Here is a 26,340-nt window from a genome sequence, read left to right on the forward strand (position 1 = left end):
ATGGGAAAATGGAATTATCGGCGGTGGCGCCGCGAAGTTGATGGGTACGTGCACCCGCCACGCTATGATCGGCGCCCCGAACAGCCCTCGGATGCCATTGCGATGAGATTCCGTCGTTGCCGGACCTTGTTCGTCGAGCCGGTCGAACGCCCGTCCTTCAACCTGGAGGAACTACTGGCTGGTGGTACCGGCGTGCAGCTGCAGCCGGTCCTGCAGGTGCGTGCGGCGCACCTGCCGTCGGTGCAGGTGATCGACGCGGAAAGCTGTGCCTGGTTGCTGGCCTGCAGTGCCGAACAGTGGCAGCCGTTGCCGGAAGCAGCGGACGCGCGCGGTCGGGTGCTGTCATTGCTGCAGCAGGGCCTGCTGGTCAGCGATGATCCGGCCCACGCCAAGGCCTGCGCTGCCGAGCAGCGCCTGCGCGATAGTCACTGGTGGCCGCTGTCGGCGGTGCACTACCAGCAGTCGTGCTGGGACGAGGTGGACAGCGTGCAGGACATGGAGCAGCACCAGCTGGTGACCGCACGCGATCTGGTGCGCAGCTACGGCAGTCCGCCACCCGAGGCACCTCCGCGTATACATGGCGCGCAGGCACTGCCGTGCTACGAGGATGATCCGATGCAGTCGCAGCTGCAGGCACGGGCTACCTGCCGCAACTTCGATAGCGCGCGTGCGCTGCCGTTGCCACTGCTGGCGCGCGTGCTGCAGCAGGTGCTGATGGCACAGGCCGAGGTGGAAACCGATCCAGGTGTGCGGTTCCTGAAGAAGAACGTGCCTTCAGCCGGCAGCCTGCATCCGCTGGAGGCCTACTTGCTGGTACGCAACGTGGAGGGAATGGCCCCGGGGCTGTATCACTACCATGCGGTGGCGCACGAGCTGGGCCGGCTGCCGGCACAGCCACAGGACCTGGAGTCGCTGTGCCAGCGCTTGCTGGCCGGGCAGCATTGGTTCGCCGATGCACACGTGCTGCTGGTGCTGGTGTGCCGCTTCGAGCGCAACTTCTGGAAGTATCGGAACCATGCCAAGGCCTACCGCGCTGTCACGCTGGATGCAGGCCATGTTTCACAGGCACTGTATGCGTCGGCCACCGCACTGGGCCTGGGCGCTTTTGTTACAGCGGCCATCAATGAATCCGAGGCCGGGCGTGCGCTTGGCCTGCAGCCGATGGCCGAAGGTGCGTTGGCGATCTGCGGGCTGGGCTGGCGCAGTGGCACAAAGATCACCGCGGAGCTGGACCCGGATGGCCACGTGTGGCCGCGGGCGGACCCACGGGCAGGGAATGCCGATGCAGCCGGGCCCTAGGGCCCGGCGCGTCATCGTTCACGCCGCTTCGAAGTCCACCAGCACCGCACCGTCACCCACCTGGTCGCCGGCCTTGGCGCGGTAGCCCTTCACCGTGCCGTCTGCCGGTGCCTGCAGGGTGTGCTCCATCTTCATCGCTTCCAGCACCACCAGCGGCGTGCCGCGCTTGACCTCGGTGCCGGCCGCGACCAGTGTCGCGACGATCTTGCCCGGCATCGGCGCCAGCAGGCTGCCGGCATCGGCCACGGCGTGGTCCGATTCGCCCACCGGATCGTGCAGGGTGAAGCGGTGCTGGCCATCGGCGCCGAACAGATACAGCTGGTCGCCTTCGCGCAGTAGCTGCAACGACCAGCGGCGCTCGCCCAGCAGCACGGTCAGATGCTGCGCATCGGCCGTGCCAAGCACCTGCACCGGCGCGGCGTCATCGCACTGCACGCGCCAGCCATCGGTCTGCGTCCACACCTTCAGCGTGTGCTTGCGTTCGCCCTGCTGCAGCGGCAGCACGCGCGGTGCCGATGCGCCAAGGCGCCAGCCGTCCTGGGCCTGCCACGGCGAATGCGGATCGCGCGCGTCGGTGCTGGCGCCGCCCGTGCTTGCAACCGCAGCCACCGCAGCCAGCTGCCACAGGGCATCATCCGTGTCGCCCACTGCACTCAATGCCGCCTGTTCGCGTTCGATCAGCGCGGTGTCCAGCTTGGCGTGCGCGAACGAATCGGTGTTGACCAGGCGACGCAGGAAACCGGCATTGGTGGTCACGCCCACCACCTGGCAGTCGGCCAGCGCCTGGCTCATGCGGCGCAGTGCGGCCTCGCGGTCCAGGTCCCAGACGATCAGCTTGGCAATCATCGGATCGTAGTACGGGGTGATGCTGTCGCCTTCCTCCACGCCGGTATCCACGCGCACATGGGCCGACGGGGTCGGAAGGCGCAGGCGGCGCAGGGTGCCGGTGGAGGGCAGGAAGCCCCGGTCGGCATCTTCGGCATACAGGCGCGCTTCGATGGCGTGGCCGTGGATCGCCAGCTGTTCCTGGCGCAGCGGCAGCGGCTGGCCCGAGGCCACGCGCAGCTGCCACTCCACCAGGTCGGTGCCGGTGATGTACTCGGTCACCGGGTGCTCGACCTGCAGGCGGGTGTTCATTTCCATGAAGTAGAAATCGCCGTCCGGGCCGGCGATGAACTCCACCGTGCCGGCACCGACGTAGCCCACCGCGCGCGCGGCATCGACTGCCGCCTTGCCCATCGCAGCACGACGTTCGGGACTCATGCCCGGCGCGGGTGCTTCTTCCAGTACCTTCTGGTGGCGGCGCTGCACCGAGCAGTCGCGCTCGAACAGGTAGACCGCCTCACCGTGGCTGTCGCCGAACACCTGGATCTCGATATGGCGTGGGCGCTCGACGTACTTCTCGACCAGCACATGGTCGTTGCCGAACGCCGAGGCCGCCTCGCGCTGGCAGCTGGCCAGTGCATCGACGAAGTCCTCGCTGCGCTCGACCTTGCGCATGCCCTTGCCACCGCCGCCGGCGCTGGCCTTGATCAGCACCGGGTAGCCGATGCCGTCGGCCTGTGCGCGCAGGAAGTCCGGCGCCTGCTGGTCGCCGTGATAGCCGGGGGTCAGCGGCACACCGGCCTCGGCCATCAGCGCCTTGGCCGCGCTCTTGTCGCCCATCGCGCGGATGGCGCTGGCCGGCGGGCCGATGAAGGTGATGCCGGCCGCCGCGCAGGCATCGGCGAAGTCGGCGTTCTCGGACAGGAAGCCGTAGCCGGGGTGGATCGCCTGCGCGCCGGTCAGGCGTGCGGCGTCGAGCAGGGCATCGCTGCGCAGGTAGCTCTCACGTGCGGCGGCCGGACCAATGTGGATGGCTTCGTCGGCCAGGCGCACATGGCGTGCGTTGCGGTCCGCATCGGAATACACCGCCACGGTGGCGATGCCGAGGCGGCGGCAGGTGGCGATGACGCGACAGGCGATTTCGCCACGGTTGGCGATCAGGACTTTGGTGAACATGGCAACAGACTCGGTCATGGCACGGGTTACATGCGGAACACGCCGAAGCGCGTCTGCTGCGGGGCGGCGTTGAGGCTGGCCGACAGCGCCAGGGCCAGCACCCGGCGGGTGTCGGCCGGATCGATCACGCCGTCATCCCACAGGCGCGCGCTGGCGTAGTACGGATGGCCCTGCTGCTCGAACTGGTCGCGGATAGGTGCCTTGAATGCATCTTCCTCCACTGCCGGCCACTGGCCGCCCTTGGCTTCGATGCCATCGCGCTTGACCGTGGCCAGCACGCTGGCGGCCTGTTCGCCGCCCATCACGCCGATGCGTGCGTTCGGCCACATCCACAGGAAGTTCGGCGAGTACGCGCGGCCGCACATGCCGTAGTTGCCGGCACCGAACGAACCACCGATGACCACGGTGAACTTGGGCACCTTGGCGCAGGCCACGGCCATCACCAGCTTGGCGCCGTCCTTGGCGATGCCGCCCTGTTCGTACTTGCGGCCGACCATGAAGCCGGTAATGTTCTGCAGGAACACCAGCGGGATGTTGCGCTGGGTGCACAGCTCGATGAAGTGTGCGCCCTTCAGTGCCGACTCGGAGAACAGGATGCCGTTGTTGGCGATGATGCCGATCGGGTAGCCGTTCAGATGCGCAAAGCCGGTCACCAGCGTTGCGCCGTAGCGCGGCTTGAACTCATCGAAGCGCGAGCCATCGACCAGGCGCGCGATGACCTCGCGCACGTCGTAGGGCTTGCGCGTGTCGGCCGGGATCACGCCATACAGCTCGTGCGCCGGCAACAGTGGTTCCTCGTTGGCCTGCACCGCCATCGCCGGCTCCGGCTTGCGCCAGTTCAACTGCGCGATGATCGCGCGCACCCGCGCCAGCGCCTGCAGGTCGTTGTCGGCCATGTGGTCGGCAACGCCGGAAATGCGCGTGTGCACGTCGGCACCGCCCAGTTCCTCGGCCGTCACCACTTCACCGGTGGCGGCCTTCACCAGCGGCGGGCCGCCGAGGAAGATGGTGCCCTGTTCGCGCACGATCACCGTCTCATCGCTCATCGCCGGCACATAGGCGCCGCCGGCGGTGCAGCTACCCATCACGCAGGCAATCTGCGGGATGCCCTGCGCGGACAGGTTGGCCTGGTTGTAGAAGATGCGGCCGAAATGATCGCGGTCGGGGAACACCTCGTCCTGCAGCGGCAGGAAGGCGCCACCGGAATCGACCAGGTAGATGCAGGGCAGGTGGTTCTGCTCGGCGATCTCCTGCGCGCGCAGGTGCTTCTTCACCGTCATCGGGTAGTAGGTGCCGCCCTTCACCGTGGCGTCGTTGGCCACGATCACGCATTCCACGCCGCTGACGCGGCCGATGCCGGCCACCACGCCCGCGGCGGGCACGGCGTCTTCGTACATGCCGTGCGCGGCCAGCGGCGCGATTTCCAGGAAGGCGCTGCCGGGATCGAGCAGGGCGTCGATGCGGTCGCGCACCAGCAGCTTGCCGCGTGCGGTGTGCTTGGCGCGCGCGGCTTCGCTGCCGCCCAGCGCGGTGCGGGCGAGGGTGGCATGCAGGTCGTCGACCACGGCCTGCATGGCGGCGCGGTTGCTTTCAAACGTTTCGCTGCCCGGTTGCAGCTGGCTGTTCAGGACGGTCATCGCGTTGGCCTTACAGGGTGCGCTGGAACAGTTCGCGGCCGATCAGCATGCGGCGGATCTCCGACGTGCCGGCGCCGATTTCATACAGCTTGGCGTCGCGCCACAAGCGGCCGGTCGGATATTCGTTGATGTAGCCGTTGCCGCCCAGGATCTGGATCGCCTGGCCGGTCAGCCAGGTGGCCTTCTCGGCGGCGTACAGAATGGCACCGGCGGCATCCTGGCGGGTGGTGCGGCCCTGGTCGCAGGCGCGCGCGACGGCATAGACGTAGGCGCGGCACGCGCCCAGCCCCACGTACATGTCGGCAATCTTGGCCTGGATCAGCTGGAAGCTGCCGATCGGTTCGCCGAACTGGTGGCGCTCGTGCACATAGGGCATGACCACGTCCATGGCCGCGGCCATCAGGCCCAGCGGGCCACCAGAAAGGACCACGCGCTCGTAATCCAGGCCGGACATCAACACGCGCACGCCACCACCGACCTGGCCCAGCACGTTTTCTTCGGGAATCTCGCAGTCCTGGAACACCAGCTCGCAGGTGGGCGAGGAGCGCATGCCCAGCTTGTCCAGCTTCTGCGCGGTGGAGAAGCCCTTCATGCCCTTCTCGACCAGGAACGCGGTGATGCCCTTGGCGCCGGCCTCCATGTCGGTCTTGGCATAGACCACCAGCACGTCGGCGTCCGGGCCGTTGGTGATCCACATCTTGTTGCCGTTGAGCACGTAGCGGTCACCGCGCTTGTCGGCGCGCAGCTTCATCGACACCACGTCCGAACCGGCACCCGGCTCGCTCATCGCCAGCGCGCCGACCAGGCTGCCGTTGCACAGGCCGGGCAGGAAGCGCTGCTTCTGTTCTTCGTTGCCGTTCTTGCGCAGCTGGTTCACGCACAGGTTGGAGTGCGCGCCATAGGACAGGCCGATGCCGCCGGAGGCACGCGAGATTTCTTCCATCGCCACCACATGGGCCAGGTAACCCATGCCGGTGCCGCCGTATTCTTCTTCCACGGTGAGGCCGAGCAGGCCCTGCTCGCCCAGCTTCGGCCACAGGGCCAGCGGGAACTGGTTGCTGGCATCGGCCTCGGCGGCCAGCGGTGCGACCTCGGCGGCGGCAAAATGGGCCACGCTCTGGCGCAGCAGGTCGATGTCTTCGCCAAGATCGAAGTTCAGGGATGGCACGTGCATTGTGGTGGCTCCACGGCGGGATGGCAGGAAATGGACGCACCCGGCGGGGGAGCGGGCGGCGGTCTGCAGGACCGCTGCCCGCACGGGCGATTGGACCCCAGCGTAGCGGGGTTCGGGTAAGAAGTGAATACAAATTCAAAAATTGAAACTAGAATCAAAACATGGCCTACAAACGCTCTGCACTGATGGAAGAACGCCTGGCCGGGGCCCGTGAACGGATCCTGCTGGCCACCCGTGAGCTGGTCGCCACCGGCGGCTGGCGCAATGCCCCGGTGACCGCCGTGGCGACCCAGGCGGGGGTGTCCACCGGCCTGATCTACCGGCACTTCCCGTCCAAGGCCGAGCTGTTCGTGGAGGTGCTCAACGCCGCGGTGGCCCACGAGGTCGCGATCATGGAGCGCATCGCCAGCGGCCCGGAGGTGGCCAGCGAGCGCCTGCGGTTGGCGATCACCGCCTTCGTCCGCCGCGCCCTGGCCGGGCCGGGGCTGGCGCATGCCTTCATCGTCGAACCGGTCGACCCGGACGTGGAAGCCGAGCGCATGCGTGGTCGTCGTGCCTTCGGCGACGTGTTCCTGCGGCTGGTGGAGGAGGGCGTGGCCGCCGGTGAGCTGCCGGCGCAGGACGCGCATGTGGCCGCCGCCTGCCTGGTCGGCGCCTTCACCGAGGCGATGGTCGGCCCGACCGCGCCCAGCCGCGAAGCACACCGCGACGAAGACGCACTGGTGGATGCGATCTGCAGCTTCTGCCTGCGCGCGATCGGCGCCCGGTAATCCGGTAGAGCCGGCCGCTGGCCGGCTTCTGCACGATCCATCCGGCGGGCTGGCGATGCCGGGCAGCGGCCGGCACTACCGGGTCCGAATGCTGCGCCGCACCAGCAGTGACGCCTGTTGTCGCACGCAAAGCGCGTTCTATACTCGGTCCATCACGCAGTCGCTCAGCCGTGGTCCAACGACTATCAGCCAGGGGTAACGAAGAGTGCGGAATTACGATCTGGAGTTCCTGAAACGCTTCTCCATGGTGATCGCGCTGCTGGCGACCATCACCCTCGGCCTCATCCTCCTTGCCGCATACATCCACACCCGGATTCCGCCCGAGGTGTCGCCGACCGCGGCCAAGCGCACCGAACAGCGCATCTCGCCCACCGGCGCGGTCTATGCCGGCAGCACCGGCGCCGCCGCGCAGGCTGCGGCCAAGGCCGCCGCGCTGGCCAAGGCCGCCTCGCAGGTGGCCTACGGCGGCACCAAGGACGGCAAGGTCATCTTCGACAACCTGTGCACCGCCTGCCACACCACCGGCGTGGGCATGGCGCCGACGCTGGACCATTCGCACTGGGACAAGCGCATCGCACAGGGCAAGGAGACCCTCTACAAGCACGCCATCGAGGGCTATACCGGCCCGGATGGCGGCATCATGCCGCCCAAGGGCGGCAACCCGGCGCTGACCGAGGAACAGATCCACGCCACCGTGGACTGGATGCTGGGCAACCTGAAGTAACCGGTAGTGCCGGCCGCTGGCCGGCAACCACGCATCGCACCAAGGTCATGAGGTTGCCGGCCAGCGGCCGGCACGACCCAGGCTTTGCCCACCAAGGTCAAAACCCTGCCCGCAGGCGGGGTTTCGTATTTCAGGGTTAGTCTGTGCGCCTCTTCCATGGAGTCGCCCGTCGATGCGCCGCCGTTCCCTCGCCCTTGCCCTGTCCCTGCTGCTGCCGGCCGGCGCCTTTGCCCAGGCCCAGCCGCAGGCCGCACCGGTCGCGTCGCCGTCCGCCGCGCGCAGCAGCGCCACCGTGGTGCTGACCACCGCGCCGGCCGACTGGCGTGCGCTGGATGGCCAGCGCGTGCGCATCGCCGCACCGCTCACCCTGGCCGGCACCGATGGCCTGGAGCGCTTTGGGCAGCTCACCGTGGCCTTCGATGGCCGCCTCTGGCAGCCGACCGAAGTGGCCGCGCCGGGTACTGCCGGCTATGAGCAGGTGATGGCCGACAACCAGCGCCGCCGCCTGCTGCTGGACGACGGCAGCGAAGCCCGCGACCCGGCCAGCGTGGCCTACCTGCCAGCCAACCCGGTGCTGCGCACCGGCATGCAGCTGCGCAATGTGGAAGGTGTCGTGCACGTGGACGCACAGGGCCGTCCGCGCCTGCAGGTCGAGGGTGCACTCACGTTGCCCGAGCTGAAGCGTCCGGCGGTGCCGACGGTGCCGGGCAGCCTGCATATCGCTGCATTCAACCTGGAGAACTTCTTCAATGGCGATGGCCAGGGCGGTGGCTTCCCGACCCTGCGCGGCGCACGCACGCTGGAAGAGCACAAGGCGCAGGTCGGCAAGCTGGTGGCCACGGTCAACGCGCTCGGTGCCGACATCGCCGCGTTGATGGAACTGGAAAACGATGGCTATGGCCCGCAGTCGGCCATCGCCGAACTGGTCAGCGCCCTCAACGCCGGTCTTGCCGCCGACAAGCAGTGGGCCTTCGTCGATGCCGGCGAGGGGCCGGGCAGCAACCCGATCCGGGTTGGCATCATCTATCGCAGGAGCGCGTTCAAGCCGCTGGGCAAGCCTTTGACCAGAACCGACGGTCCGTTCGCCGAACACAGCCGCGCACCGCTGGCGCAGGCCTTCCAGGGCAAGGGCGCACCGTTCATGGTGGTCGCCAACCATTTCAAGTCCAAGGGCTGCCGTGATGCCAGCGGCGGCGATGCCGACCGCAACGATGGCCAGGGTTGCTGGAATGCCACCCGGGTGGAATCGGCAAAGCAGTTGAACCAGTGGGTGCAGGCCGAAGCTGGCCGCCTGAAGGTGAAGGACGTGGTGCTGCTGGGCGATTTCAACGCCTACGCGATGGAAGACCCGATCCGCACCCTGCATGACCTGGGCTGGCAGGACGCATTCAAGGTCGCCCAGGTCGAGCATCCTTACAGCTACGTCTACAACGGCTATACCGGCCGCCTCGACCATGCACTGCTGAGCCCGGGCATGGCCCAGCGCCTGCGCGGTGCCGCCGAGTGGCACAGCAATGCCGACGAACAGGACGCCAGCGGCTACCAGGGCCGCAACGTGCAGGGCCCGTGGCGCAGCTCCGACCACGATCCGTTGCTGCTGGGCTTCGATAAATAACGCCCAGCGCCGGGGTCGGATCCCATTCCAACGAAATGGGCTCTGACCCCGAGGCCGGGCTCACCCCCAGGCGATCAATCCAATCGCCAGCACCGCCAGCGCCAGCCCGGCGCGGTTCCACTTCGTGGTGGCCTCGCCGAAGGCGAACACGCCCACCAGCGCGCCCAGCACCACCACGCCGATGTTCATGCCGGCGAACACGGTGGCCGGGCTCTCCGGCATGGACTGATGCGCGTGCACATAGAAAAGAATGTTGCCGCCGTTGAGCAGGCCCAGCAGCGCGCCCGCACCGAGGTTGCGCCAGGCCAACCGGCTGCGGCCACTGGCGTGCCGCCACAGCTGAAGTGCCAGCATCAGCACGAAGGCCACGCTGAAGCTGGCCAGCACCGCCGCCATCGACGGCGTGCCGGACAGCGCCACCTGCTTGAGCAGCACGTCGACCACCGCGAACCCGGCCCAGACGCCCAGCAGCCAGCCCCAGCCGCCGGGTGAGGACGCCACCGCCGGGCCGCGCGGGCGCAGGCTGATCGCCACCATCGCCAGCAGGCCCAGGCCGAGACCGGCGAGCTTCCACGGCGTCGCAGTCTGGCCGAAGAACAGGAAGGCGGCGGCCAAAGACAGCAGCAACGACAAGCGCTGCGCCACGTCGCTGCGGACGATGCCGGCCACCGCCACCGCGCGGCCCAGCACCAGGAAGATCGATGGCAGCACCACCGCCAGTGCCAGCAGCGACAGCCACGGGGCATGTGGCGCGCGCAGTGCGTCCAGCGGCGGCTGCAGCACCACGGCGGTGAGCGTTGCCGCCACCAGATAGTTCCAGGTGACCATCTGCGAAACATCCAGCTGGCGGCGTCCGGCCACCTTCAACAACACCGAAACCAGCACGCTGCAGATCACGGCCAAGGACAGGTAGAGCATGGGGCGGGCACAGGGCAGGGGCAGGGGACGGTATCATGGTGCCATGCACAAGCCTTCGTTCCCCGTCGCCCCCGGCGAAACCGCCTGCCTCGAACTGGACGGCCCGGCCGGCCCGCTGGAAGTGGTCGTTGACCTGCCCAAGGCCGATGTGCCGGTGCAGCCGATCGTGGCCATCGTCTGCCATCCGCTGTCCACCGAAGGCGGCACCCTGCACAACAAGGTGGTCACCATGACCGCCACCACGCTGCGCGAGCTGGGCATCGCCACGGTACGCTTCAACTTCCGCAGCGTCGGCGCGTCGGCCGGTGAGTTCGACCATGGCGTGGGCGAGCAGGACGACCTGAAAGCCGTCGCCGCCTGGGTGCGCAGCCAGCGCCCGGACGACCGCCTGTGGCTGGCCGGTTTCAGCTTCGGCTCGTTCGTTTCTTTGAAGGCCGCTGCCGCGCTGCAGCCGGAAGCGCTGATCTCGATCGCGCCGCCGGCCGGTCGCTGGGACTTCGATGGCATCGCGCCGCCGGCGCGCTGGCTGGTGATCCAGGGCGAGCAGGATGAGATCGTCGACCCGCAGGCCGTCTACCAGTGGCTGGACACGCTGGACGTCCCGCATGAGCTGGTGCGCATGCCCGAGACCAGCCACTTCTTCCACCGCAAGCTGATCGATCTGCGTGGCGCGCTGACCCACGGCGTGAAGCACTGGCTGGGCGCGGCGGCATGAGTGCAACCGAGCTGACCCCGTCGCAGCGGTACGCGGAAGGGGTTGCCCGTGGCGACTGGCAGAACGACCCGGCCCAGCACGCAGCGCTGGCCGAACTGGACCGCATCCACCTGGGCCTGGTCGACAGCGCCGAAGACGGCTGGCTGGACCGCCTGTCCTCGTTCTGGAAGAAGCCCGAGCCGGTGAAGGGTCTGTACTTCTGGGGCGGCGTCGGCCGTGGCAAGACCTTCCTGGTCGACCTGTTCTACGACGGCCTGCCGATCAAACAGAAGTACCGCACGCATTTCCACCGCTTCATGCGCAGCGTCCACGAGCGCCTGCGTGAGCACCAGGGGCAGAGCGACCCGCTGGCGAAGATCGCCCAGGAATGGCGCAGCAACCTGCGCGTGCTGGTGCTGGACGAATTCTTCGTCACCGACATCGGCGACGCGATGCTGCTGGCACGGCTGCTGGAGCGCCTGTTCGCCGAGGGCGTGACCCTGGTGACCACCTCCAACACCGCGGTGGAGAACCTGTACCTCAACGGCCTGCAGCGCGAGAGCTTCCTGCCGGCCATCGGCCTGCTGCAGCGCTTCTGCGTGGAGCTGTACGCCGAGGGCACCGAGGATTACCGGATGCGCGCGCTGACCCGCTCGCCGGTGTACCGCGCACCGTTGGCCGCCGACAGTGATGAGTGGCTGGCCACGCGCTGGAACGAACTGAGCGGCGGCCAGCCGGCCAAGCCCGGCAACATCGAGATCGAAGGCCGCAAGATCCCGGTGCGCGGCCGTGGCAAGAGCACTGCCTGGTTCGATTTCGCCGCGTTGTGCGAAGGCCCGCGTGGCCCGTCGGATTACATCGAGATCGCGCACGAGTTCAACACCGTGCTGCTGGGCGGCATCCCCGCCTTCGACCGTTTGAACGAAGATGCCGCGCGCCGCTTCGTCAACCTGATCGACGAACTGTACGACCGCCACGTCAACCTGGTCTGCACCGCCAGTACCTCGCCGATCGAGCTGTACACCGGCCAGCGCCTGCAGGGCGCGTTCGAGCGCACCGCCTCGCGCCTGATCGAAATGCAGAGCGCCGAGTACCTGGGTACCCCGCACCGGGCGTGAGGGCGCCACCCAGGTAAATGCGTTGCCGGCCAGGGTTCCGGTAGTGCCGGCCGCTGGCCGGCATCCGCCGCGCGGTTACCGGGTCGGCGCCACCGCATTCCCACGCGGCCGCTCATCCGGCCCGGCCGACACATGCAGGCCCGAGCCATCGCCGTGCTCCACCCGCACGCTCTCGCCGCGCTCCAGCAGCCGCAGCGGTTGGCCCTGGTAGCGCACTTCCAGCGCGTCGTGGGTGTCGGCCAGCGACTGCACCAGCGGGCACAGCGCCTGCGCGCGGGCCTCGATGCGCTCGGCGCGGCCTTCCAGCTGCTGTTCCATCTGCGCGTCCAGGCGGTCGGCGCGTTCTTCCATCGCATCGCTGCGGCCGGTGAACACCTGCCACAGCACGCTGCGGGCGATGGACGCGGACAGCGACTCGGCCATGTCCTGCACCTTGGCCTCGAAGCCCGGCCCGAACACTGCCTGTTCCCAGTAACCCTTGCCCAGCGTGCCGCCGATCCAGTCATCGGCCTGCCGGCGCAGGCGCCGGACCTTGCGGCTGTTGGCGGTGCCGGTGAGGCTCTCATAGACCCCGTCGAGCACGTCGAAGCTCAGCCCACTCACTTCATGGGCCAGCGCGGTGGCCGCCGGCATCAGCTGCCGCGCCCCGGCCTCCATCTGCCGCAGGCGGGCGGCGTCGGCCTCGCTGACCGGCACGATCGTGTCGTCCAGGCTCAGCACGCCATCGTGGAACACCACTTCATGCGGCGCCTGCGGGCCATGCCGCAGCCAGATGCCGCCGCTGTCCACCAGCACGTCGTAGTCGGTATGGATGCCGCACTGGTCCGAACGCAGGTCCGGCCCTTCGGCGGCCAGCGCCGGGGCAATGAACAGGGCAGGCAGCAGGGCCAGCGCGGGCAACCGCAGGTGCATCGGAGCATCCTTTTCCGGGAGCGAGCGGCCAGCATCCGCTGCCAGCGCGCGGGCGTCACCGGCCGGAAGTCACCCGTCCACCGGATTCCCACCGACTGCCCACCACCTATCCACAGGGTTGTCCCTAGCCAGTTTCATCACTGTCATGTGAAGCTGTCATTGTTCCGTTTTCGCGGTGCGTTGTACCACCGTGATGACGCCTTTCGGGCTTGACTGCGCAGCCCGTTCCGGCAGGTCTGAAGCGTCTGATCCGGGCGCCGATGGCACGATCCTTGCGGCGCAAGGGATTGCCGAATTTCACTACATTTGGCGTTGACGGACCCCATTACCCCCACTATCTTGTGGCCGTCGGTCGCAGCAACCCCAATTCCAGGGGGTGCCCGGGGTATCCATCCGCGATCGTCAACGGCAGTGGCAGGCGCAGGGTCTCATCCCCTGCGACGCCGTCCTGCCATCCTGGGCTGTCATGTCCCGGGCTGCGTCACCCGATGCATCGAGCACCCACCAATCACGCCAAGAGGACACACGCCGTGACCACCGAATCCAGCGCCACCATCGAGAAGGAAAGCGAATTCCTGTTGACGTCGCCGCCGACGGCCAACGCGATGAGTGTGACCAAGCGCAATGGCACGACCGAACTGGTGGACCTGAACAAGATCGTGCGCGCGGTGCAGCGTTCCTCCGAAGGCCTGCACGCCGTCGATCCGATGCGCGTGGCCACCCGCACCATTTCCGGCCTGTACAACGGCGCCACCACCCGCGAGCTGGACGAACTGTCCATCCGCACCGCCGCCCTGCTGATCGGTGAAGAGCCCGAGTACGGCCGCCTGGCTGCGCGCCTGCTGGCCAACTACATCGCCAAGGAAGTCTCGGGCCAGGAAATCTATGCCTTCTCGCAGTCGGTCAGCCGTGGCCATGAAGTCGGCCTGATCAACGATCGCCTGCTGAACTTCGTGCAGACCAACGCGCGCAAGCTCAACGATGCCATCGACATCTCGCTGGACCTGAACTTCGATTACTTCGGCCTGCGTACCCTGTACGACCGTTACCTGCTGCGCCATCCGCACACCCGCAAGGTGATCGAGACCCCGCAGCAGTTCTTCCTGCGCATTGCCAGCGCGCTGAGCGAGGATGTGTCCGAGACCCTGGCGCTGTACAAGCGCATGGGCAACCTGGACTACCTGCCGTCCAGCCCGACCCTGTTCAATTCCGGCACCACCCACGAGCAGCTGTCCTCGTGCTTCCTGCTGGATTCGCCGCAGGACTCGCTGGAGTCGATCTATTCCAAGTACGGCGACATCGCCCAGCTGTCGAAGTTCTCCGGCGGCATCGGCGTCAGCTACACCCGTGTGCGTTCGCGTGGTTCGCTGATCAAGTCGACCAACGGCCACTCCAACGGCATCGTGCCGTGGCTGAAGACCATGGATTCGTCCGTGGCCGCGGTGAACCAGGGCGGCAAGCGCAAGGGAGCGGCCTGCGTGTACCTGGAGACCTGGCACGCCGACGTCGAGGACTTCCTCGAACTGCGTGACAACACCGGTGACGAAGCCCGCCGTGCGCACAACCTGAACCTGGCCAACTGGGTGCCGGACCTGTTCATGAAGCGCGTCGAAGCCGACCAGGAATGGTCGCTGTTCGATCCGCGCGTCGTGCCGGAGTTCACCGACCTGTTCGGCGAAGCCTTCGAGCAGGCCTACCTGCAGGCCGAAGCCCAGGGCAAGGCCAACCGCACCATCTCCGCGCGCAAGCTGTACGCCCGCATGATGCGTACGCTGGCCGAGACCGGCAACGGCTGGATGACCTTCAAGGACAAGTGCAACCGCGCCAGCAACCAGACCCTGCGTCCGGGCAACGTGATCCACCTGTCCAACCTGTGCACGGAAATCCTGGAAGTCACCTCCAACGATGAAACCGCGGTGTGCAACCTGGGTTCGATCAACCTGGGCAACCACTTCGACGAGCACAACGAGTTCGACTTCGAGAAGCTGGCCGAGACCGTGCGCCTGGCCGTGCGCCAGCTCGATCGCGTCATCGACCTGAACTTCTACCCGATCGAAACCGCCCGCCGCGCCAACCTGCGCTGGCGTCCGGTCGGCCTGGGTTGCATGGGCCTGCAGGACGTTTTCTTCCGCAAGCGCCTGCCGTTCGACAGCGCCGAAGCCCGCGCCCTGTCGAAGAAGATCGCCGAAGCGATCTACTTCCACGCGCTGGAAACCTCCTGCGAGCTGGCCCAGGAACGCGGCAAGCACCCGTCGTTCAACGACACCCGCGCCGCCGGTGGCGAACTGCAGTTCGACGCCTGGAACGTGGTGCCGGAAGACACCGCGCGCTGGGATGCCCTGCGTGCCCGCATCAAGGAGCATGGCCTGCGCAACTCGCTGATGATCGCGATTGCACCGACCGCCACCATCGCCTCGATCGCCGGCTGCTACGAGTGCGTCGAGCCGCAGGTGTCCAACCTGTTCAAGCGCGAGACCCTGTCCGGTGACTTCCTGCAGGTCAACCGCTACCTGGTGAACGAGCTGAAGAAGCTGGGCCTGTGGACCGCCGACATGCGCGATGCCATCAAGCTGGCCGAAGGCTCCATCGCCGGCGTGGCACAGATTCCGGAAACGCTGCGCGAGGTCTACCGCACCGCGTGGGAACTGCCGATGCGTTCGCTGATCGACATGGCCGCCGAGCGTGGTGCCTTCATCGACCAGTCGGCCTCGCTCAACCTGTTCATGGAAAGCCCGAACATCGGCGCGATGTCCTCCATGTACATGTACGCCTGGAAGCAGGGCATCAAGACCACCTACTACCTGCGTTCGCGCCCGGCCACCAAGATCGCCAAGACCACGGTGAGCAGCGCAGCCCCGGCCAAGGTGTTCAGCCCGGACGAAGCCATCGCCTGCTCGCTGGAAAACCCGGAAGCCTGCGAGGCCTGCCAGTAAAAGCGGCCGTGCCGGCCTTTGGCCGGCACACCCCTTTGTAGAGTCGAGCCATGCTCGACTGCAGAAAACACCAAGGTAGCGCCGGGCCATGCCCGGCGTTTTGACCCGAGAAGACAAGGAAACACCCATGGCCGACAAGCCCAAGCAGATGCTGCTCGATCCCGGTTTTGAACTGACCCTGCGCCCGATGCGCTACCCGCAGTTCTATGACATGTACCGGAACGCGATCAAGAACACCTGGACGGTGGAAGAGATCAACTTCCAGATCGACATCACCGACCTGCACAGCAAGATGTCGCCGGGTGAGCGCCATCTGATCCACCGCCTGGTCGCGTTCTTCGCCACCGGCGACTCGATCGTGTCCAACAACCTGGTGCTGAACCTGTACCAGCACTTGAATGCGCCGGAAGCGCGCATGTACCTGTCGCGCCAGCTGTATGAAGAAGCGCTGCACGTGCAGTTCTACCTGACCCTGCTCGACAACTACCTGCCGGATCCGGAAGAGCGCGTCAAAGCGTTCGCCGCGGTGGAGAACATCGACTCGATCAAGAAGAAGGCCGATTTCTGCTTCAAGTGGATCGACTCGATCCAGGACCTGAAGCGCATCGAGACCCGTGCCGAGCGCCGCCAGTTCCTGCTCAACCAGATCTGCTTCGCTGCGTGCATCGAAGGCCTGTTCTTCTTTGCTGCCTTCGCCTACGTGTACTACTTCCGTTCGCGCGGCCTGCTGCCGGGCCTGGCCTCGGGCACCAACTGGGTGTTCCGCGACGAGAGCGCGCACATGGAGTTCGCGTTCGAGTCGGTGCGCGTGGTGCGTGAGGAAGAACCGGACCTGTTTGACGAAGAGATGAAGCAGCAGGTCTACGACATGCTGGCCGAAGCCATCGAATGCGAAGTGCAGTTCGCCGAGGACGTGCTGTCCGGTGGCGTGGCCGGCATCTCGACCCGTGACATGCGCCAGTACCTGCAGCACTGCGCCGACCAGCACTTCGCCAAGCTGGGCATGGAAAAGAAGTACAACGTGCGCAACCCGCTGCCGTTCATGGAACTGCAGGACGTGCAGGAGCTGACCAACTTCTTCGAACGCCGCGTCTCGGCCTACCAGGTCGGCGTGCAGGGCGAAGTCGCCTTCGACATGAACTTCTGATCGAACCGGTCAGATCTGTCGCAACGAAAAACCCCGGCCAACGCCGGGGGGTTTTTTGTTGGTAGCGCCGGGCCATGCCCGGCGGAGCCTGCCTGGTGCTACCGGCCGTCATGCTGCACGCGGGCCTTTGTAGAGTCGAGCTTGCTCGACTGCCGTTCGCGCAAAGCGGTCGAGCAAGCTCGACTCTACAATCAGCGTCGCCCTTCCACCGCCATGCGTACCGCCAGCCCGGCCAGCACCGTGCCCATCAGCCAGCGCTGCACCACCTGCCAGGTCGGGCGCGCGGCCAGGAAACCGGCGATGCTGCCAGCGGTCAGCGCAATCATGCCGTTCACGGTCACACTCACCGCGATCTGGGTGGAGCCCAGCACGATCGACTGCATCAGCACACTGCCCTCGCCGTCCGGATGCAGGAACTGCGGCAGCAGCGACAGGTACATCACCGCCACTTTCGGGTTCAGCAGGTTGGTCAGGAAGCCCATCGTGAACAGTTTGCGCGGGCTGTCCTGCGGCAGTTCGCGCACCGCGAACGGCGAGCGGCCACCGGGCTTGAGCGCCTGCCAGGCCAGGTACAGCAGGTACAGCGCGCCGCCGATGCGCAGCGCGTCGTAGGCGAACGGCACGGTCATCAGCAGGGCGGTGATGCCCAGTGCCGCACACAGCATGTAGAACACGAAGCCCAGCGCCACCCCGCCCAGCGAGATCAGGCCTGCCATCGGCCCCTGGCAGATCGAGCGTGAGATCAGGTAGATCATGTTCGGCCCGGGCGTGAGCACCATGGCCAGTGAAACCAGCGCGAAGGCCAGCAGGTCAGAAGTGGCGGGCATGGGCGGTCCTGGCAGTGGGCGTGGCGCAGTGTAACGCCTGCCGCAGGCGCGGCCTGCGCAGGCACCGCTGCCGGGTGACCGTTGCACGTGCATTCCGATGGCCATCACGCCGGTCGCTTAGAATCCGCAGCACCCCACACCGAAGCCCCCCCATGACCCCCATCCCCGAGACCGTGCCGCCCACCGAAGTGCGCATGGCCGAAATCGTCTTTCCCAACCACACCAACCACCTTGGCACCCTGTTCGGTGGCCAGGCGCTGGCGTGGATGGACAAGGCCGCCTTCCTGGCCGCCGCCCGTTACTCGCGCCGCACCGTGGTGACCGCGCGCAGCGACCAGGTCGACTTCAAGCTGCCGATCCGCATCGGCCAGATGGTGGAAACCATCGGCCGCATCGTCGAAGTCGGCCGCAGCTCGATGAAGGTGGAGGTGGAACTGGTCGCCGAAGACCTGCACAGCGGCGAGCGCAAGCTGTGCACCCGCGGCCACTTCGTGATGATCGCGCTGGACGAGGAAGGCCACCCGATCGCGGTACCGCCGCTGCCGGCGGCCTGACCCGGCCAACGGACCGGCGCTTGCGGGGGCGCCACCGCGCCCCCATCTGGCAGCCATGACCCTGCCACTGACCGACTTCATCGACCCTGCCCAGCGCCTGTTCGTGCTGACCGGCGCCGGCTGCAGCACCGCCTCGGGCATTCCCGATTACCGGGATGCCGACGGCCAGTGGAAACGCACGCCGCCGGTGACCTACCAGGCCTTCATGGGCGAGGCGGCCACCCGCCAGCGCTACTGGGCGCGCAGCCTGCTCGGCTGGCCGCGCTTCGGCCTGGCCCGGCCCAACGGCACCCACCAGGCCCTGGCCGCGCTGGAAAGCCGAGGCAAGCTGCAGGTGCTGCTGACCCAGAACGTGGACGGCCTGCACCAGCGTGCCGGCAGCCACAACGTGATCGACCTGCATGGCCGCCTGGATCTGGTGCGCTGCATGGGCTGTGAGCGTCGCAGCGATCGTGAAGACTTCCAGCAGCGCCTGCTGGACGCCAATCCCGGCTGGGACGCGCTGGAGGCAGGCATCGCGCCCGATGGTGATGCCGATCTGGAGACCGATTTCTCCGCGTTCGTGGTGCCCGAGTGCCCGCATTGCGGCAGCGTGTTGAAGCCGGATGTGGTGTTCTTCGGCGAAAACGTGCCGCGGGAGCGCGTGCAGGCGGTGCAGGAGCACCTGCAGCAGGCCGACGCCGTGCTGGTGGTGGGTTCATCGCTGATGGTCTATTCCGGCTTCCGCTTCGTGCAGGCGGCGGCCAGGGCAGGGCTGCCGGTGGCGGCGTTGAACCGTGGCCGCACCCGCGCCGACGACCTGCTGCAGTTCAAGGATGAACGGGACTGCGCCGAGGCGCTGGCCGCGTGGGCTTCGTCCTGAGCCGAGCACACGCTCGGCTGCACGCCCACCGCGAAACAGCGATCCATCCAGACGGTTGATTCGCAGGCCGTGCGGCGGTGCAATACGCACCCCCTACGTCGTTCATCACCGTCTTGAGCCAGCTGTTTTCGCCGATCTCGTTCGGCCCCCTGACCCTGTCCAACCGCATCGTCATCGCGCCGATGTGCCAGTACTCCGCCGAAGATGGCCGCGCCAGCGACTGGCACGCCATGCATCTGGGCAACCTGGCGCAGTCCGGTGCCGGCCTGCTGATCCTGGAAGCCACCGCGGTCGAACCGCGCGGCCGCATCAGCTGGGCCGACCTGGGCCTGTGGGATGACGGCACCGAGGCCGCACTGGCGCAGGTGCTGGCCAGCGTCCGCCGCTGGTCGCCGATGCCGCTGGGCGTCCAGCTGGGCCATGCCGGCCGCAAGGCCTCGGTGAGGCGTCCGTGGGACGGTGGTGGCCAGTTGCCGGCCGACGATGCGCGTGGCTGGGCCACCGTGGCGCCGTCGCCGCTGCCGTTCCATGCCGCCGATCCGGCACCGCAGGAACTGGACGAGGCCGGCATCGCCGAGGTCATCGCCGCCTTCGCCGCCAGTGCGGTGCGCGCCGAGCGCCTGGGCTTCGAGCTGATCGAGCTGCATGCCGCGCACGGTTATCTGCTGCACCAGTTCCTGTCGCCGCTGAGCAACCGCCGCACCGATGGCTACGGTGGCTCGCTGCCGAACCGCCTGCGCCTGCTGGTGGAGGTGTTCGATGCTGTGCGTGCGGCAGTGTCCGACAAGGTCGCGGTGGGCGTGCGCATCTCCGCCAGCGACTGGGTCGATGGCGGCTGGGATCTGGTGCAGAGCGAAGCGCTGGCGCAGGTGATGGACGCGCGCGGCTGCAACTTCCTGCATGTCTCCAGCGGTGGCCTGGACGAGCGCCAGAAGATCACCGTCGGCCCGGGCTATCAGGTGCCGTTCGCAGCGGCGATCAAGGCCAAGGTGCGCATGCCGGTCATCGCCGTGGGCATGATCACCGAACCGGAGCAGGCCGAATCGATCCTGCGCCATCGCCACGCCGATGCGGTAGCCCTGGCGCGCGGCATCCTCTACGACCCGCGCTGGCCGTGGCATGCCGCCGCCGCATTGCGCGACAGCGTGGAACCGGCGCCGCAGTACCTGCGCTGCGAGCCGCGCGATGCGCGCGGCGTGTTCAAGGCGCGCTGAGGCTCACACCCGCCAGGCCGGCGCTATGCCGGCCTGCAGGTGCTCGAACAGTGCGCGGATCTTGGCAGTGAAATCGCGGCGGTCGCTGACGCAGAAATAGACCTCCATCGGCTCCGGGCGCCATGCAGTGTCGGCGCCGAACACTGCCTGCAGGCGGCCATCGCGCAGGTACGGCTCTGCCACGAATGCGGCCAGCCGGGTGATGCCGGCACCGGCTGCGGCCAGCGTCGCCAGCGCATCGATGTCATCGCAGACCATGCTCGGCGGCAGCGCGGCGTCCACGCGCTGGCCCTCCTTCAGCAGGCCCCAGCGCAGCGGCCGGCCATCGGTGGGGAAGCGATGCAGCAGCCCGCGATGGCCGCCCAGGTCGGATGGCTGCTGCGGGGTGCCGTGTGCCTTCAGATAGGCCGGCGAGGCACAGAACACGAACGGCACGCGCGCCAGCTGCCGTGCGACGACCCCGTCCTCCAGCTGTGCACCGATGCGGATGCTGGCATCCACCGCTTCCGGGCCGTGCTGCACGGCGCGGTCAGTCAGGCGCAGCTCCAGCTGCAGTTGCGGGTAGCGCTGCTGCAGCGAAGGCAGCAAGGGGGCAAGTACGTGGCGACCGAACGCGCTGCTGCTGGCGATGCGTAGTGGTCCGGCCGGTTCGATGTCACCAGAGGTGACCATCGCCTGTGCACGCGCCAGGTCGGCTTCGATGTGGCGCACCTGCGCCAGGTACAGCGCGCCGGCCTCGCTGAGCGCCAGCTGCCGCGTACTTCGGTTCAGCAACCGTACGCCCAGATGCGCCTCCAGCCGGTTGATGTTCTGGCCGACTGCGGTGGCGCTGATGCCAAGGATGCGGGCCGCGGCGGCAATGCTGCCGGTCTCTGCGGTGCGGGTGAAGCTGCGGATCAGTTGCAACAGGTTCATGACCGACCAGCTTGCCATGGAGAAACCCAAGTATCGCTTGGGACTGAACCAAGCAGGTCGGTTGCATCGGTGACCATCGATCCCGAGGACAGGCTGCTGCCCTACACTCGGGCGATGCGCCCCGATTCCATCCTCACCCTGTCCTGCCCCGACCGTACCGGCATCGTCTACCGCGTATCCGGCCTGCTGTTCGACCACGGCTGCAACATTCTCGACGCCCAGCAGTTCGGCGACGAGGAGAGCGGCCGCTTCTTCCTGCGCGTGCATTTCGATCGCGATGCCGGCCTGCCGCTGGAGACCGTGCACGCCGCCATGGCCACGCTCGCCGCCGGCTTCGGCATGGACTGGCAGCTGCATGATGGTCGCCGCCGCGCACGCCTGCTGGTGCTGGTCAGCAAGCAAGGGCACTGCCTCAACGACCTGCTGTTCCGTGCCCACAGCGGCCAGCTGAAGGTGGACATTGCCGCAGTAGCGTCCAACCACGCCGACTTCGCGCCATTGGCCGCGTCCTACCAGGTTCCGTTCCACCACCTGCCGGTGACCGCCGATACGCGTGCGGTGCAGGAGCAGCAGATCATCGACCTGGTCGAGCGCGAGCGCATCGACCTGGTGGTGCTGGCGCGCTACATGCAGATCCTGTCACCCACGCTGTGCCGCGCGCTGGCCGGCCGTGCGATCAACATCCACCACAGCTTCCTGCCCAGCTTCAAGGGCGCGCAGCCGTACCACCAGGCGCACGCGCGCGGGGTCAAGATCATCGGCGCCACCGCGCACTACGTCACCGAGGATCTGGACGAAGGCCCGATCATCGAACAGGACGTGGCCCGCGTGGACCACGCGATGGCGCCGCGCGAGCTGGTGCGGCTGGGCAGCGATACCGAATCGCTGGTGCTGGCCCGCGCCGTTCGGCGCCATGTGGAGCACCGCATCCTGCTCAACGGGCACCGAACGGTGGTGTTCCGGTAATCGCCCATCCCGCGTCCGCCGGGCATGGCCCGGCGCTACCACGGGTGCTATCCGGTAGTGCCGGCCGCTGGCCGGCAACTGCAGAGATCCCGAGGTTGCCGGCCAGCGGCCGGCACTACCGAATCCTGATTTCATCCAATGAAAAGCCCCCGGTTCGGCCGTCCCGCGATCTGTAGGGGGGCGTAGTTAGGGGGCTGGATGAATCGATTGTGTTGTCGTGGGCAGGAGCGCGCAAGCGGCATAAGCGACGTGCGCGGTAGCGCCGGGCCATGCCCGGCGGTCACGCCTCAGGCGATCGAAATCCCCGCCTTGCCCAGCGCTTCACGCACCATCGCGTCGTTGGCGTCGGTCACCGGCTTGGTCAGCTCCCACAGGAACTTCACCCGGAAGCCGGACTTCACTGCGTCCTGCGCGCTCCACAGCACGCAGTAGTCGCGGGCCAGGCCGCATACGTGCACTTCGCGGATGCGGCGTTCGTGCAGCCAGCCGGCCAGGCCGGTGGCCGGGCGCTCGCCATCGGGGCCATGGTTCTCGCGGAAGGCGCTGTATGAATCCACCTGTTGGCGCGTGCCCTTGCGCAGAATCAGGTTGGCCACGGTCCAGTCCACGCCCGGATGCAGCGCGGCACCGGCGCTGCCCTGCACGCAGTGGTCCGGCCACAGGGTCTGCGGCTGCGCGTGCAGCAGGATGGTCTCGAAGGGGCGTTGGCCGGGGTGCTGGCTGGCGAACGAGGCATGGTCGGCCGGGTGCCAGTCCTGTGTTGCCACCACGGTGCGGTAGCGGCGCTGTGCCAGCAGATCGGCGATCGGTGCCACCAGCGCATCGCCCTGGTCGCAGGCCAGCGCGCCACCGGGCATGAAGTCCGGCTGCAGGTCGATCACCAGCAGGGCGACATCGGCGGGCAGGGCGGTCATGGCAGTTCCGGTACAGCAGAAGGGGCGACCAGCGTGGCCGCCCCATGCCCACACGTCAATCGCCCTGCGGCGTCTCAGCGTCCTGCCCGTAGTACAGCAGGCCGATCTTGATCCTTTCGCGGCCATTCTCGCGGCGGTGACGGTTGGCATCGCGCAGCGAGTACACGCAGCCGCAGTATTCCTGCTGGTAGAACTGCTCGCGCTTGCTGATCTCGATCATGCGGCTGGCACCGCCGCCCTTGCGCCAGTTGTAGTCCCAGTACTGCAGGCCTTCATAGCGCGACGCGGCACGGATGCCGCAGTCGTTGATCTGCGCCATGTTCTTCCAGCGCGAGATGCCCAGCGACGAACTGATGGTGTCGTAACCGTGTTCGTGCGCATACAGCGCAGTGCGCTCGAAACGCATGTCGAAGCACATCGTGCAGCGGATGCCGCGTTCGGGCTCGTTCTCCATGCCGCGCGCACGGCTGAACCAGTTGTCGGTGTCGTAGTCGCAGTCGATGAACGGGATGTCGTGCTGTTCGGCGAAGCGGATGTTCTCCTGCTTGCGCAGCTCGTACTCCTTCACCGGATGAATGTTGGGGTTGTAGAAGAAGATCGCGTAGTCGATCCCGGAGGCGGTGATCGCCTCCATCACTTCGCCGGAGCAGGGTGCGCAGCACGAGTGCAGCAGCAGGCGCTGGCCGTTTTCGGGCAGGGACAGGGTGGGGCGTTGGAGCTCGGTCATCGTCAGGTACCGCATGGACCGCCGGCAACGGCGGTGGCCCATGCATCAGCGCGTGGGTGAACAGGTCTGGCCGGAAACCGTGAACAGGACGCACGCGGCCGCACCGCCTGCACGCGCAGGACAACGACGGCCCCGGCAACCTCCCCGCGGAGATTCCAGGTCGAGTCAGGGGACGGTCGTGTCCCCCGGCCGGGGCCGGTATTCGGGCTGATGGACACGGGCCGCAGCCCACCTACTACCCGCCGCTTCCCAGGCGTGAGCCCAGTGCTGTTGGCAGGATTCGTTTCCATTCACCGCTGCGGGGCAGCTCCGGAATGGGCGCGCGAAGCGCCTTCACCGGATTCCCGTTTAAATCCCTGCCGCCATCAATGCCACGGCAAGGATACCTTCGGCATGCCCACGGTGGACGCGTCGAGGCCAATGGTCAAGGGCCAATGAAAGCGCAGGGCTGTGGCTCGCTTCTCAGGCTGTGAGAGCGCCTCTTGCCATACTGGGCACCGACAGACGGGAGGTGGCTCGTGGCGGCGAAGTACTGCGATCTGGTCATGAAAGGCGGCATCACCAGCGGCATCGTGTACCCCAATGCGGTACTGGCGCTGGCGCGCGAGTATCGATTCAAGAGCATCGGCGGCACCTCGGCCGGCGCCATTGCCGCGGCGGTGGCGGCCGCGGCGGCGTGCGGTGATCGTCGCCAGCAGGCGGGTGAACACCTGCCCGGCGATGCAGGCTACGGCGGGCTGTCGGCGGTGTCGGCGCAGCTGTCGCGGCGTGGCTTCATCTACAGCCTGTTCCAGCCGGCGCGAGGCGCTCGTGCAGCGTATCGGCTGCTGGTGGTGCTGACCGGCAATGCCCGCCTGCCGCACAAACTGCTGTGCCTGGCCATCGCGGTATTCGAGATCGCGCCGCTGGAAGTGCTGGTGTCGCTGTCGCTGCTGCTCGGCCTGGGCTGGTGGGGCGGTGGCTGGAGCGGCGTGGCCGCCACGCTGCTGCCATCACTGCTGTGCGCGTACGGTGCCGGCGTGGCCGGTGCCGCGCTGCGGGTAGCGCGGGTGGCGCGCCGTAACCTGCTGGGCCTGTGCAGCGGCCTGGGCCGCGATGCACGCACGCCGGCGTTGACCGAGTGGCTGCATGAATGCCTGCAGCAGCTGTCCGGCAAGCCGCTGGATGCACCGCTCACGTTCGCCGATCTGCACGATGCGCCGCGCTATGCCGGCGAGCCGGACAGCCCGCATGCGATCAGCCTGCAGATGATCACCACCTGTGTGTCGCACAACGAGCCGCGCACGTTGCCGCTGGGCGGCGCGCAGTTCTGGTTCCTGCGCGAGGAGTTCGAGCAGCTGTTCCCGGCCAGCGTGGTGCAGTGGCTGGTGACGCAGGCCGGCCCGCCACTGGAGGTGGAAGGGCGCCGGTACTACCACCTGCCGCAGGGCCCGAAGCTGCCGGTGCTGGTGGCCACGCGCATGAGCCTGAGCTTCCCGCTGCTTATCAGCGCGGTGCCGTTGCATGAGCCCTCGCGCCGCGAGCGTCGCTGCGAACCGACCGCACCTGCGGCCGACCAGGAGCACAACGTGGCCGACAGCATGGAAGGGCTGACCAGTGCCGGGCAGACCTGCGGACCGGTGATCACCGCGTTCCGCATCTGCTGGTTCTCCGATGGTGGCATCAGCAGCAACTTCCCGATCCACCTGTTCGATGCCGCGTTGCCGCGCTGGCCAACCTTCGCCATCAATCTGGTCTACCCGCAGCACGCCGAAGACGTGAGCCACGGCAGCAGTGGCCGTCAGGCGCTGGAACACGCCGTGTTCCTGCCCACCGAGAACCGCCACGGCTGGCAGCGTACCTACCAGTCGATCGCCACGCCGTTAGCGGCCGCCGAGCTGGGCCGCTTCCTGTTCGCGGTGGTGGCGACCATGCAGAACTGGCGCGACCTGCTGCAGGCGCGTGCCCCGGGCTACCGCGACCGCATCGTGCACGTCAGCCTGCAGGGCGACGAGGGCGGCATGAACCTGGACATGCCGCAGGACGTGCTGACCCGCATCGCCGACAAGGGCAGCCTGGCCGGTGCGCGCTTCTGTTCGTTCTCGTTCGAGAACCACTATTGGATCCGCTGGCGCAACCTGGCCTCGGCCTACCAGCGCTACTCGCTGGAAGTGGCGCGCACCGACGACCCGGCGCAACAAGTGCTGGCCTACCGCGCAGCGTACTCGATGGTTGCCAGTGGCCAGCCGACGCCACCGTCGTACAAGCTGGGCTCGGAAGACAAGCGGCTGGCATCGCAGCAGTTGTGGGGGCTGATGGTCGAGCAGGGACGTACCTGGGAGGACCTCGGCCCGGACCTCACCGACGGCGCACCGCGCCCGCTGCCGCAGATGAAGGTGACGCCGATCTACTGATCTCCGCCGCGGCCGATTGAACTGTT

General features: G+C 67.5%; 22 protein-coding genes and 1 riboswitch. Of the genes, 13 read left to right on the top strand and 9 right to left on the bottom strand.

Going from position 1 to position 26,340, the window contains the following annotated elements; genetic code table 11:
* Positions 1 to 102: 102 nt before the first annotated feature.
* A complete protein-coding gene (locus ACZK3J_RS01025) occupies positions 103 to 1,299 on the top strand; it encodes a putative peptide maturation dehydrogenase (RefSeq protein WP_049462820.1) in 1,197 nt (398 codons plus the stop codon).
* 18 nt (positions 1,300 to 1,317) lie between these two features.
* On the opposite strand, the gene ACZK3J_RS01030 is transcribed toward ACZK3J_RS01025, so the two are convergent.
* Genes ACZK3J_RS01030 through ACZK3J_RS01040 form a run of 3 tightly spaced genes read right to left on the bottom strand, consistent with a single transcriptional unit; the run spans position 1,318 to position 6,111 of the window.
* Positions 1,318 to 3,318 carry an acetyl/propionyl/methylcrotonyl-CoA carboxylase subunit alpha gene (locus ACZK3J_RS01030; protein ID WP_414574478.1) on the bottom strand — a complete coding sequence of 667 codons (2,001 nt, stop codon included), beginning with the start codon at positions 3,316 to 3,318 and terminating at the stop codon, positions 1,318 to 1,320.
* A gap of 8 nt (positions 3,319 to 3,326) precedes the next feature.
* Positions 3,327 to 4,937 (bottom strand): carboxyl transferase domain-containing protein, encoded by a 1,611-nt coding sequence (locus ACZK3J_RS01035; RefSeq protein ID WP_049400582.1) that lies wholly within the window; start codon positions 4,935 to 4,937, stop codon positions 3,327 to 3,329.
* Positions 4,938 to 4,947: 10 nt separating this feature from the next.
* On the bottom strand, positions 4,948 to 6,111 hold the full coding sequence (locus ACZK3J_RS01040) for an isovaleryl-CoA dehydrogenase (protein WP_014645571.1): 1,164 nt from the start codon (positions 6,109 to 6,111) through the stop codon (positions 4,948 to 4,950).
* 161 nt (positions 6,112 to 6,272) lie between these two features.
* Here ACZK3J_RS01040 and ACZK3J_RS01045 point away from each other — a divergent pair, with 161 nt between their 5' ends.
* The 3 genes from ACZK3J_RS01045 (at position 6,273) to ACZK3J_RS01055 (ending at position 9,220) form a co-directional block, all read left to right on the top strand.
* Positions 6,273 to 6,881 (top strand): TetR/AcrR family transcriptional regulator, encoded by a 609-nt coding sequence (locus tag ACZK3J_RS01045; protein ID WP_005407661.1) that lies wholly within the window; start codon positions 6,273 to 6,275, stop codon positions 6,879 to 6,881.
* Positions 6,882 to 7,086: 205 nt separating this feature from the next.
* Positions 7,087 to 7,605 carry a c-type cytochrome gene (locus ACZK3J_RS01050; protein ID WP_149909497.1) on the top strand — a complete coding sequence of 173 codons (519 nt, stop codon included), beginning with the start codon at positions 7,087 to 7,089 and terminating at the stop codon, positions 7,603 to 7,605.
* A gap of 172 nt (positions 7,606 to 7,777) precedes the next feature.
* Positions 7,778 to 9,220, top strand: coding sequence for an ExeM/NucH family extracellular endonuclease (locus tag ACZK3J_RS01055; RefSeq protein ID WP_049400583.1), 1,443 nt, complete (start codon positions 7,778 to 7,780; stop codon positions 9,218 to 9,220).
* 60 nt (positions 9,221 to 9,280) lie between these two features.
* On the opposite strand, the gene ACZK3J_RS01060 is transcribed toward ACZK3J_RS01055, so the two are convergent.
* Positions 9,281 to 10,138: an EamA family transporter gene (locus tag ACZK3J_RS01060; protein WP_032128214.1), complete on the bottom strand. Its 858-nt coding sequence runs from the start codon at positions 10,136 to 10,138 to the stop codon at positions 9,281 to 9,283.
* Between the two features lie 43 nt (positions 10,139 to 10,181).
* On the opposite strand from ACZK3J_RS01060, the gene ACZK3J_RS01065 reads away from it, so the two are divergent.
* On the top strand, positions 10,182 to 10,853 hold the full coding sequence (locus tag ACZK3J_RS01065) for an alpha/beta hydrolase (RefSeq protein ID WP_049400585.1): 672 nt from the start codon (positions 10,182 to 10,184) through the stop codon (positions 10,851 to 10,853).
* On the top strand, positions 10,850 to 11,950 hold the full coding sequence (gene zapE / locus ACZK3J_RS01070) for a cell division protein ZapE (RefSeq protein ID WP_478476300.1): 1,101 nt from the start codon (positions 10,850 to 10,852) through the stop codon (positions 11,948 to 11,950). Before ACZK3J_RS01065 ends, zapE begins: the two co-directional genes overlap by 4 nt.
* A gap of 75 nt (positions 11,951 to 12,025) precedes the next feature.
* On the opposite strand, the gene ACZK3J_RS01075 is transcribed toward zapE, so the two are convergent.
* Positions 12,026 to 12,862, bottom strand: coding sequence for a DUF2884 family protein (locus ACZK3J_RS01075; protein WP_414577501.1), 837 nt, complete (start codon positions 12,860 to 12,862; stop codon positions 12,026 to 12,028).
* A 530-nt stretch (positions 12,863 to 13,392) separates the two neighbouring features.
* On the opposite strand from ACZK3J_RS01075, the gene ACZK3J_RS01080 reads away from it, so the two are divergent.
* On the top strand, positions 13,393 to 15,795 hold the full coding sequence (locus tag ACZK3J_RS01080) for a ribonucleoside-diphosphate reductase subunit alpha (RefSeq protein ID WP_032128210.1): 2,403 nt from the start codon (positions 13,393 to 13,395) through the stop codon (positions 15,793 to 15,795).
* Between the two features lie 127 nt (positions 15,796 to 15,922).
* Entirely contained in the window at positions 15,923 to 16,942 is a 1,020-nt protein-coding gene (locus tag ACZK3J_RS01085; RefSeq protein WP_004153683.1) for a ribonucleotide-diphosphate reductase subunit beta, read from the top strand.
* 191 nt (positions 16,943 to 17,133) lie between these two features.
* Here ACZK3J_RS01085 and ACZK3J_RS01090 read toward each other — a convergent pair whose 3' ends face one another.
* Positions 17,134 to 17,769: a LysE family translocator gene (locus ACZK3J_RS01090; RefSeq protein WP_032128209.1), complete on the bottom strand. Its 636-nt coding sequence runs from the start codon at positions 17,767 to 17,769 to the stop codon at positions 17,134 to 17,136.
* Positions 17,770 to 17,921: 152 nt separating this feature from the next.
* Between ACZK3J_RS01090 and ACZK3J_RS01095 the strand changes: the two genes are divergently transcribed.
* From ACZK3J_RS01095 to ACZK3J_RS01105, 3 genes are all read left to right on the top strand, one after another.
* Complete coding sequence (locus tag ACZK3J_RS01095; RefSeq protein ID WP_004153688.1) at positions 17,922 to 18,323, top strand: acyl-CoA thioesterase; 402 nt, start codon at positions 17,922 to 17,924, stop codon at positions 18,321 to 18,323.
* Between the two features lie 55 nt (positions 18,324 to 18,378).
* Complete coding sequence (locus ACZK3J_RS01100) at positions 18,379 to 19,185, top strand: NAD-dependent protein deacetylase (RefSeq protein WP_478476301.1); 807 nt, start codon at positions 18,379 to 18,381, stop codon at positions 19,183 to 19,185.
* Between the two features lie 113 nt (positions 19,186 to 19,298).
* Positions 19,299 to 20,399, top strand: a complete 1,101-nt coding sequence (locus tag ACZK3J_RS01105) for an NADH:flavin oxidoreductase/NADH oxidase (protein WP_180838045.1) — start codon at positions 19,299 to 19,301, stop codon at positions 20,397 to 20,399.
* 3 nt (positions 20,400 to 20,402) lie between these two features.
* On the opposite strand, the gene ACZK3J_RS01110 is transcribed toward ACZK3J_RS01105, so the two are convergent.
* Positions 20,403 to 21,314 (bottom strand): LysR family transcriptional regulator, encoded by a 912-nt coding sequence (locus ACZK3J_RS01110; RefSeq protein WP_149909492.1) that lies wholly within the window; start codon positions 21,312 to 21,314, stop codon positions 20,403 to 20,405.
* Between the two features lie 114 nt (positions 21,315 to 21,428).
* Here ACZK3J_RS01110 and purU point away from each other — a divergent pair, with 114 nt between their 5' ends.
* Entirely contained in the window at positions 21,429 to 22,280 is an 852-nt protein-coding gene (purU, locus tag ACZK3J_RS01115) for a formyltetrahydrofolate deformylase (protein ID WP_032128205.1), read from the top strand.
* A gap of 287 nt (positions 22,281 to 22,567) precedes the next feature.
* On the opposite strand, the gene pncA is transcribed toward purU, so the two are convergent.
* Both pncA and ACZK3J_RS01125 read right to left on the bottom strand, forming a co-directional pair.
* Positions 22,568 to 23,194 (bottom strand): bifunctional nicotinamidase/pyrazinamidase, encoded by a 627-nt coding sequence (gene pncA / locus ACZK3J_RS01120; protein ID WP_134952187.1) that lies wholly within the window; start codon positions 23,192 to 23,194, stop codon positions 22,568 to 22,570.
* Positions 23,195 to 23,249: 55 nt separating this feature from the next.
* The gene (locus ACZK3J_RS01125) at positions 23,250 to 23,936 is read right to left on the bottom strand and encodes an epoxyqueuosine reductase QueH (RefSeq protein WP_080291760.1); all 687 of its coding nucleotides are present in this window, start codon (positions 23,934 to 23,936) and stop codon (positions 23,250 to 23,252) included.
* Between the two features lie 161 nt (positions 23,937 to 24,097).
* Positions 24,098 to 24,312, bottom strand: a riboswitch (cobalamin riboswitch).
* A 154-nt stretch (positions 24,313 to 24,466) separates the two neighbouring features.
* Here ACZK3J_RS01125 and ACZK3J_RS01130 point away from each other — a divergent pair.
* Complete coding sequence (locus ACZK3J_RS01130) at positions 24,467 to 26,314, top strand: RpoH suppressor (RefSeq protein ID WP_478476302.1); 1,848 nt, start codon at positions 24,467 to 24,469, stop codon at positions 26,312 to 26,314.
* The last annotated feature ends 26 nt before the right edge of the window (positions 26,315 to 26,340 follow it).

It is taken from the genome of Stenotrophomonas sp. 86428_Sma, assembly GCF_056481585.1.